The sequence below is a fragment of the Caldisphaera sp. genome (assembly GCF_023256325.1).
GTDB lineage: Archaea > Thermoproteota > Thermoprotei_A > Sulfolobales > Acidilobaceae > Caldisphaera.
The window spans coordinates 1-7553 of the sequence record NZ_JAGDXI010000005.1 but is presented as its reverse complement, the minus strand read 5'-3'; the positions used below and the strand labels follow the sequence as shown (position 1 = coordinate 7553).

Annotated in this window: 11 protein-coding genes; 8 read left to right on the top strand and 3 right to left on the bottom strand. The window is 28.7% G+C overall.

All coding sequences use genetic code 11. The annotated features are described in order from the left end of the window. Positions 1–226 precede the first annotated feature (226 nt). Positions 227–1444 carry an NDP-sugar synthase gene (locus Q0C16_RS00320; RefSeq protein WP_292319044.1) on the top strand — a complete coding sequence of 406 codons (1218 nt, stop codon included), beginning with the start codon at positions 227–229 and terminating at the stop codon, positions 1442–1444. A 134-nt stretch (positions 1445–1578) separates the two neighbouring features. On the opposite strand, the gene Q0C16_RS00315 is transcribed toward Q0C16_RS00320, so the two are convergent. Next, positions 1579–1746, bottom strand: a complete 168-nt coding sequence (locus tag Q0C16_RS00315; RefSeq protein ID WP_292319043.1) for a hypothetical protein — start codon at positions 1744–1746, stop codon at positions 1579–1581. A 62-nt stretch (positions 1747–1808) separates the two neighbouring features. On the opposite strand from Q0C16_RS00315, the gene Q0C16_RS00310 reads away from it, so the two are divergent. Further along, the gene (locus Q0C16_RS00310; protein ID WP_292319042.1) at positions 1809–3155 is read left to right on the top strand and encodes an acetyl ornithine aminotransferase family protein; all 1347 of its coding nucleotides are present in this window, start codon (positions 1809–1811) and stop codon (positions 3153–3155) included. 12 nt (positions 3156–3167) lie between these two features. Next, positions 3168–3380, top strand: coding sequence for a hypothetical protein (locus tag Q0C16_RS00305; protein ID WP_292319041.1), 213 nt, complete (start codon positions 3168–3170; stop codon positions 3378–3380). Between the two features lie 148 nt (positions 3381–3528). Here the strand turns inward: Q0C16_RS00305 and Q0C16_RS00300 are convergent, their stop codons facing one another. After that, positions 3529–3747 (bottom strand): hypothetical protein, encoded by a 219-nt coding sequence (locus Q0C16_RS00300; RefSeq protein ID WP_292319040.1) that lies wholly within the window; start codon positions 3745–3747, stop codon positions 3529–3531. A gap of 75 nt (positions 3748–3822) precedes the next feature. Here Q0C16_RS00300 and Q0C16_RS00295 point away from each other — a divergent pair, with 75 nt between their 5' ends. The 4 genes from Q0C16_RS00295 (at position 3823) to Q0C16_RS00280 (ending at position 6371) form a co-directional block, all read left to right on the top strand. Continuing rightward, the gene (locus tag Q0C16_RS00295; protein ID WP_292319039.1) at positions 3823–4116 is read left to right on the top strand and encodes a hypothetical protein; all 294 of its coding nucleotides are present in this window, start codon (positions 3823–3825) and stop codon (positions 4114–4116) included. Between the two features lie 86 nt (positions 4117–4202). Next, on the top strand, positions 4203–4535 hold the full coding sequence (locus Q0C16_RS00290; RefSeq protein ID WP_292319038.1) for a hypothetical protein: 333 nt from the start codon (positions 4203–4205) through the stop codon (positions 4533–4535). 105 nt (positions 4536–4640) lie between these two features. Beyond that, positions 4641–5183: a macro domain-containing protein gene (locus Q0C16_RS00285; protein WP_292319037.1), complete on the top strand. Its 543-nt coding sequence runs from the start codon at positions 4641–4643 to the stop codon at positions 5181–5183. 66 nt (positions 5184–5249) lie between these two features. Next, positions 5250–6371, top strand: coding sequence for a pyridoxal-phosphate dependent enzyme (locus tag Q0C16_RS00280; protein WP_292319036.1), 1122 nt, complete (start codon positions 5250–5252; stop codon positions 6369–6371). Here Q0C16_RS00280 and Q0C16_RS00275 read toward each other — a convergent pair. Next, on the bottom strand, positions 6368–7033 hold the full coding sequence (locus Q0C16_RS00275; protein ID WP_292319035.1) for an HAD family phosphatase: 666 nt from the start codon (positions 7031–7033) through the stop codon (positions 6368–6370). The genes Q0C16_RS00280 and Q0C16_RS00275 overlap by 4 nt on opposite strands. A 110-nt stretch (positions 7034–7143) precedes the next feature. On the opposite strand from Q0C16_RS00275, the gene Q0C16_RS00270 reads away from it, so the two are divergent. Beyond that, positions 7144–7491 (top strand): PadR family transcriptional regulator, encoded by a 348-nt coding sequence (locus tag Q0C16_RS00270; RefSeq protein WP_292319034.1) that lies wholly within the window; start codon positions 7144–7146, stop codon positions 7489–7491. Positions 7492–7553 lie beyond the last annotated feature (62 nt).

Here is a 7553-nt window from a genome sequence, read left to right as displayed (position 1 = left end):
ATTAAATAATATTAAATAGAAAATAATATATAATAAATTAATGGAAATTTCAATTACAAAACATTAGATATTGTTTAAAATTTTTATGAATTAATACATTTTATTTTTGAATAAAAACAAATAATATTGTTTAAAGAATATATGCGGGAATAGAAGAATTAGAATATAAGGGCTTTTTGATATAATAAATAACAGGTGAGCAATAATCACTTCAATAAAAAAAGCGTTGATACCCATAGGAGGCTTAGGAACAAGACTCTATCCTTTAACAGTTGATACATCTAAACCTATGGTTAGGTTTTTAAATAATTTTCTTATAGATTTTACATTATCTGAACTAGCATATAGAGGAATTAATGAGGTATTTTTAGGAGTAAGTGGTTTCTATAATTACAGAGATGTTTATGATCATCTTGGAGAAAGATTTAGAATTAAAATTGAAGGTGAAAATAAAATAATAAAAATAAGATATCAGCCAAACGAGGATAGCATTGGTAATGCTCACTCGGTAAAAATAATGGTCGATTATTATGATATTTCTGACGATGTATTAATAATTCAAGGTGACACGGTAGCAAGTATTAATGTTAACAATTTATATAAATATCATCAATCTAGCGAAGCCTTTATGACAATAGTATTGAAAGAAATAACTGACCCAGAAAAATTAAAGCAATTTGGTGTAGCAAAAGTTGATGAGAACATGAAAATTGAAAACTTTATTGAGAAGCCAAGCAATCCTAAAGAGTTGCCTTCTAGACTAGTAAATACAGGAATTTATGTATTATCGAAGGATTTTGTTAAATTTTTGAGGTCTTCAGAGTTTAATGAGATGCTTAAACAAGGAAAAGGAGACTTTGGAAAGGATGTAATACCATACCTTATTTCTAAGAAATATAAAGTTATGGGTTATGTTAGTAATGGTTATTGGTTTGATGTAGGAACTTTAGACAGTTTTATGGAAGCATCATATTATCTTTTGAACAATATAGAAAAAGAAAGACTTGATGTAGAAACCACATATAAAAATGTATATATGCAAGGAAAGAGTAAAAGGTCAAAAAATGATCACATAGAACTAATTGAAAAGATAGCAACAAATAAAGTTCAGTTTGAAGGAAAGAATTTGATTGGAAGGCATGTAAAAATAGGAGAGAATGTAAAAATGTTTTCATCTGTCGTGGATAATTATACTGTAATAAAAGGTGAAAATGAAATCAGAAATTCCATTATTATGGATAGAAGTCTTATAGAAAATGGTGCTATTGTAGAAAAAAGTATAATTGGAAGGCATGTAAAAATAGGAGAGAATGTAAAAATAATTAATAGTCATTTAGGCAACAATGTTATAATTGGAGATGAAACTCAGATAATCAATTCTAGTATATGGCCTCATAGAACTATAGAATCAAAATCTATTATATCTGATAAGAAAATAATATAGAAAGCCATAATTTCAGTTGATTAATTTTATTGAATAAATTAATTTTTATAGAAATTTTATATCGTAATATCAGTCTAATATCAATAAAAAATTTAACAAAAATTAATTTATTCAAGCCTTTAATTAAAAATATTTTATTGATTTTTTAGACTTGATAGCATTTGACTAGCTTTTCTGGCTGCTTCTTTTATATTATCTGCAGAAACGTTGAATATTAGATTAGATTTCTTTTCTTTCAATCTAAACCTATGTTCTCCATTTAAATAATATTCTTCAATTAATTCAAATTCATACTCGTTCATTTTAACCCCTAATATATATAATGTTCTAATCTTATATAAGATTAATAGGAGGGTGAGAGTTCATGGAAAGAGTTCCGGATATAAGAGTTGAACCTCCAGGACCTGAGGCTAGAAATATAATAGAAAAAGATCAAAAATTGTTAATGCAATCATACGTTAGATGGTATCCTTTAGTTATAAAGACAGGTCATGGAGCTGTTGTAGAAGATGTTGATGGCAATAAGTATGTAGATATGAATGCTGGCATTGCGGTTATGGCTTTAGGCCATAACCATCCAAAGGTTGTTGAGGCAATAAAACGTGAAGCAGAAAAGTTACAGCATTATTCTTTAACCGATTTTTATTATGAAGAGGCTGTAAGAAGTGCAGAAAAACTATTGTCTGTTGTTCCAATAAAAAATGGAAGAGTATTTTACACAAATAGTGGAACTGAAAGCATAGAGGGGGCTTTGAAAATAGCAAGATATTATCATGAAGGTAAAAGACAATATATTATTGCATTTTTAGGGGCATTTCATGGAAGAACAATGGGTTCATTATCTTTAACTGCAAGCAAAGCCCATTATAGGGAACATTATGCACCATTAGTTCCAGGAGTAATTCATGTACCATATCCTTATACATATAGATGTCCTTTTAATACTGATGATCCTAAGGAATGTGGTCAATCAGTTTTGGATTATATTGAAGATTGGATATTTACTAAGTTAGTTGAGCCAACGGAAGTTGCTGCAATATTTGTTGAACCAATACAAGGAGAAGGTGGCTATATAGTTCCTCCAGACAACTTCTTACCAGGTTTAAGAAAAATAGCAGATAAGTATAAAATACTTCTTGTTGATGATGAAGTTCAATCAGGTATTGCTAGGACAGGAAAATGGTTTGCAATTGAGAATTGGAATGTGGTTCCAGATATTATAGCTATGGCTAAAGCTATAGGCGGAGGATTGCCATTAGGAGCTATAGTTGCAAAGAGTGAAGTTATGGATTCAATGAAGAAAGGAAGTCATGCAAATACTTTTGGAGGAAATCCAATAGCATTGGCAGCTATGGAAGCTGTTATAGATACTATAAAGGAAGAAAAATTAACAGAAAGAGCTTCGAAGCTTGGTGATATGGTTATCAAATACTTTAATGATCTTAAAGAAGAATTAGAAATAATAGGAGATGTTAGAGGGAAAGGTTTAATGATTGGTGTGGAACTTGTTAGAAATAAAAAGACCAAAGAACCTGCATCAAAAGAATTGGGTAGAATTCTTGAGAAATCATTTAAGCGTGGTGTTTTAGTAATAGGTTCTGGCGTTTCATCAATAAGAATAGCTCCGCCATTAGTAATAGAAGAAGACTTGCTTGCTAAAGCTATTGAGATTGTTGGAGATATATTAAAAGAGGAAAATAAAAGCCTTTGAAGAGGGAAAACTTTGGATCAAGATATAAAAAATAAAATTTTATTTTTATTAGAAAAAAATGAAGGTCTTACTTTTGATGAGATAAAAAAATTACTAGATTGGAAAGGAGATTCAAGACCTTTAAGAATGGCATTATCTGAACTAGTTAGAGAATCTAAAGTCGAAAGAACACCAAATTATGATAGAAAGAGAATGGTTTTTAAGAAAGTGAAGAATAATGGATAAATTGTATGGATTAAAATTGATTAGCATTATTGCATTTTCTTTATCTATCATATCATTTATTTTATCTATCATAGCATATATTAAGTTTAACTCACTAGCATATTTGGGAATTTCATTTTTTTGGATTTTATTATCTATAATATCAATATTATTGGGCAGAGTTTCCAATAATAAAGTAGGCAGAAGATGAATACCTTTTAACATAACCCATTTTTTCCAAATTCTTTAGTATTTTTCCTGATGTTTTATTAGATGTACCAAAGTATTTAGAAAACTCCTTAATAGTTATGTATTTTTTATTAAAGCTACTCAATTCTCTTGCTATTAAGTTCAAATTTAATGTTACTTTTAGATATTCTTTTTTCATTATATCACCTGATATCAGGTAACCTTTTATATAGGTGAGTGTCAGAATAACAAAGGTAAAGAAGGTGAAACGAAAGTGACAGGGAACAATAAAATATATACAAAATATAAGAAGTTAATCGAGCTATTAAACTTAAGGCAATTAGACGTTTATAGAGTAGAAGGAAAAGATGGTAAGATAAAAGAAATAATAAGATTGCTAGATCCTACCACAAGAAAAGTTGCGAATGTTGATCTTAATACTGTAAGAGAATCTCTTAACTATATTGAATTTCTAAACAAAATAAAAGAAGGCGCATCAAAAGAAGGCATAAGTATAAATGATAGAGTCTGGAATAGTACATTAAAACTATTAAATAAAAATAAGTAATTTTTAACATGATTCTATATATTTAAATTCAAGGTTGCAACTAAATATATATACTTTTAAAATACAAAAATAATTGGGCATTAGATATGAGGATAGCGTTAGTTTATGATGAGGGCCAAAATTTGAAACCACTAGATGAAGGCGAAATATTAGCTATTATAGATGAAGAGCAGGAAGTTGTTGAGCAATATGAAAATCCTGGATTTAAGATAGGTAAAGATGTAACAATGGACGCAATAATACAATTAGGTGCTCAAGCTATTATAGTAAAGCATGGTTATTTAGATCAGAAATCATACGATTTGTCTAAGGGTCATCTTGCCTATATGTTGATAGATCAATACAATACATTAACTGAAATAATTGAAAATTTAGATGATGTTAAATCATTGGCCGTCGAGGAATTAAATGGGTTATAATTAATTTATTTCTATCACAAGGATAAGTTTGCTATTATTTAATTAGACTCATTTTCAAATAATCTTATTTCCCTCCAATTAGGATTAAAAAATTGGGTATCATATATGCGTTCGTTTAAATTAAACAATACAGTCATTGTTATTAAAGTAGGCGACATAACTCAAGAAGAGACCGAAGCCATAGTTAATCCAGCAAATTCTTATTTAATTATGGGAGGAGGAGTTGCGGGAATTATAAAAAGAAAAGGGGGAAATAAAATTGAAGAGGAAGCACTTAAATATGCTCCAATAGATATTGGTAAAGCAGTTTTAACTAGCGCAGGAAAGTTAAAAGCAAAATATGTCATACATTCTCCTACAATGCAATATCCAGGGCAAATTACGACGGAAACCAATGTTAGATTAGCCATAAAGGCTGCGTTAAGATTAGGATTAGAAAACAAAATAAAATCTATAGCTTTTCCTGGTATGGGGACTGGAGTAGGGGGAATTCCTTATAATTTAGGGGCAAAGATTCTTTTAGAAGAAATAAAACAATTTATTGAAAAAAACGATAATTTTGATATGATAAAATTAATAGCTTATGAAAAGGAGTTTTATAATGAGCTGGAAAAATATGCAAACTCTATTTTAATAAACGAATTATAGTTTGAAATAAATTATTTTTATTTTAACTCTATACTATTTACAAAAATTAGAAATAAGGGGACAGAGTTGAAAAGTGAGAACTATAAGTTTAAGTGCATTAAATGTGGTTATGAGACTGAAAAAGAAACATTCTTTTGTCCCAAGTGTGGAGGTCTTATGCAAATAGTTTATGATGATTTTAAATGGATTGTCAATTCAAATACTCCATCGATTTGGAGGTATAGATGTATGCTTCCAAGAAGTTGGAAAATTATAACTATGAATGAAGGCTTAACCCCTATAAAAAGGATTAACGGTATTTTGAGTAAGTTAGAAACTAATAATCCGACAGGGGTTTATACTGATAGAGCTTCCTCTTTATTATTATCTTTATTTAATCATAATTTCATTGAAACTATTTATGAAGAAGATTTTACTATTTCCCTTTCACATTATGCTAGAAAAGCTGGAGTAAAATTAAAAGTAAAGGTAATACCAGATCAAGCTGATCCACAAGACCTCATTATTATAGCTAGACTTGGTTCTGAAATACTATTTACGGAAAAAAATGATAAATATGGATTAGTTTATGAAAATCCATATACAATTGAAGGATTAAAGACGATTTCTTATGAAATTTATGAAACAAAACCAAAAGTAGACAAAATATATGTGCCAGCGCAGTCCGGTATTTTAGTTTACGCAATAGCTAAAGGATTTCAAGAGTTAAAGGAACTAAGAAACGATTTTAAAGAATATGAAATAATAGCTGTTAAGTTACGTTATGCAAATTTGCCAGATATTTTAAATTATTCTAAGTATAAAATTAAAATTTCTGAGGTTTCATCAAAAGATGCTTTGGAATCTATAATTGATTTGTCTAAAAAGGGTCTAAACTTAAAGCCTCTAGCCTCAGTTGCGTATTCTATGGCAAAGATTGAAAGTGATGGAATAGCAATTATTACTGGAAAAAGAAGAATCTATATGTCTAATGCAATAAAATATACAGAGTTAAGGAAGGACATTATAAATTTGTTTTCAGATAATAAAAAAAGAACTGCATACGAAATTTGGAATGATTTAGGAAAGTATTCATTGAAAGGCGTATACAAATCACTTATCATGATGGTGAATAGCGGTGAATTGTGTGAAGATTTTATGCTAAAAGGGCAAAGGAAAATAAAAGTTTATTGGAAGTGTAATGATTAAAGTTTCATCAGAATATCACACAGAGAATTTATTTTTATAGCATTATATTTTTTAAGTAAATTTTCATCAATTGGTACACGTATATCACCATTTGTTAAATATATTGTCTTTATTTTTGCCTCACTGAATGAAATGATATCATATATAGTATCCCCAACAGCGAAAATTATATCTTCAGGTCTTAATGAAGACTTTTCTAAGGCTAAAATTGTAGGTTCTGGATCAGGCTTTCCTCTAATAACATCATCGCCAGATATTAAGATATCTGGATTAATATTAATTTTTTCTAATACCTTTAAGGCAGTAATTTTTAATGATGAAGTTACTATAAGTATCTTTACATGGTTCTTTTTAAGAGTATTTATTAGCTGTACAGCGCAAGGCATTGGTTCAGCGTATTTCATAATATAAGGTGCAAAAATAGAACTTTTAATTTCTAATAACCTTTTTGCAAGTTCATTCTTTTGGTTAATATCATTAATTCCTGCTTTTTCTATTAAAAAAAGAGCTATATCCATAGCTCTTTTACCTAATAAAGATTCCATATCTATTTTTAATTTAAAGCCTAATTGTTTTAGAGAAAGTTCCCAGGCTATTTTGTGGGCCTTAGCTGTACTAGCTAGCGTTCCATCTAAATCAAACACAGCTCCTTTCAATTTCAATCCCTATCGTATCCGATAGTAGAAAAATATAAACACAAATTTTATATTTTACAGAAATAAAAATTATTTAAGGGATAGAACATTTAAATTAAACAAAGAGAGTGCAAAAAATGCCAAAAGAAAGAAAAAAGATGTTAAAAGGCATAATTTCATTAATGATATTAAAGATGCTTTATGAAAAGCCTATTCACGGTTATGAAATTAACAAAGAGATTTCCTCGAAAATAGGAGAAGAGCTTTCTCCAGGTTATGTCTATGTTTTGTTAAAGGTTATGTCTAATAAAGGTTTGATAAATGCAAAAAGGGAAAGTAATAGTAGAGGTCAAAAGCTTACAGAATATTATATAACAGATAAAGGAATAGATTTCCTTAGAAAACATAAAAATGTTTTAGAAAAAGGTAGATTAATGATTGATGAGATATTAAATATTATAAATAAGATTGAAAAACAGACATGACACTAAGTTACTTTATAATTTCTTTTGCAGTTTCTCCAATTATTTTGATTCCTTCTTTAAGT

What these genes read in the sequence shown, in the direction of transcription:
- Q0C16_RS00310 (WP_292319042.1), top strand. Translation starts at nt 1,809, where the DNA reads ATGGAAAGAGTTCCGGATATAAGAGTTGAACCTCCAGGACCTGAGGCT.
- Q0C16_RS00315 (WP_292319043.1), bottom strand. Translation starts at nt 1,746, where the DNA reads ATGAACGAGTATGAATTTGAATTAATTGAAGAATATTATTTAAATGGA.
- Q0C16_RS00285 (WP_292319037.1), top strand. Translation starts at nt 4,641, where the DNA reads ATGCGTTCGTTTAAATTAAACAATACAGTCATTGTTATTAAAGTAGGC.
- Q0C16_RS00270 (WP_292319034.1), top strand. Translation starts at nt 7,144, where the DNA reads ATGCCAAAAGAAAGAAAAAAGATGTTAAAAGGCATAATTTCATTAATG.
- Q0C16_RS00300 (WP_292319040.1), bottom strand. Translation starts at nt 3,747, where the DNA reads ATGAAAAAAGAATATCTAAAAGTAACATTAAATTTGAACTTAATAGCA.
- Q0C16_RS00290 (WP_292319038.1), top strand. Translation starts at nt 4,203, where the DNA reads ATGAGGATAGCGTTAGTTTATGATGAGGGCCAAAATTTGAAACCACTA.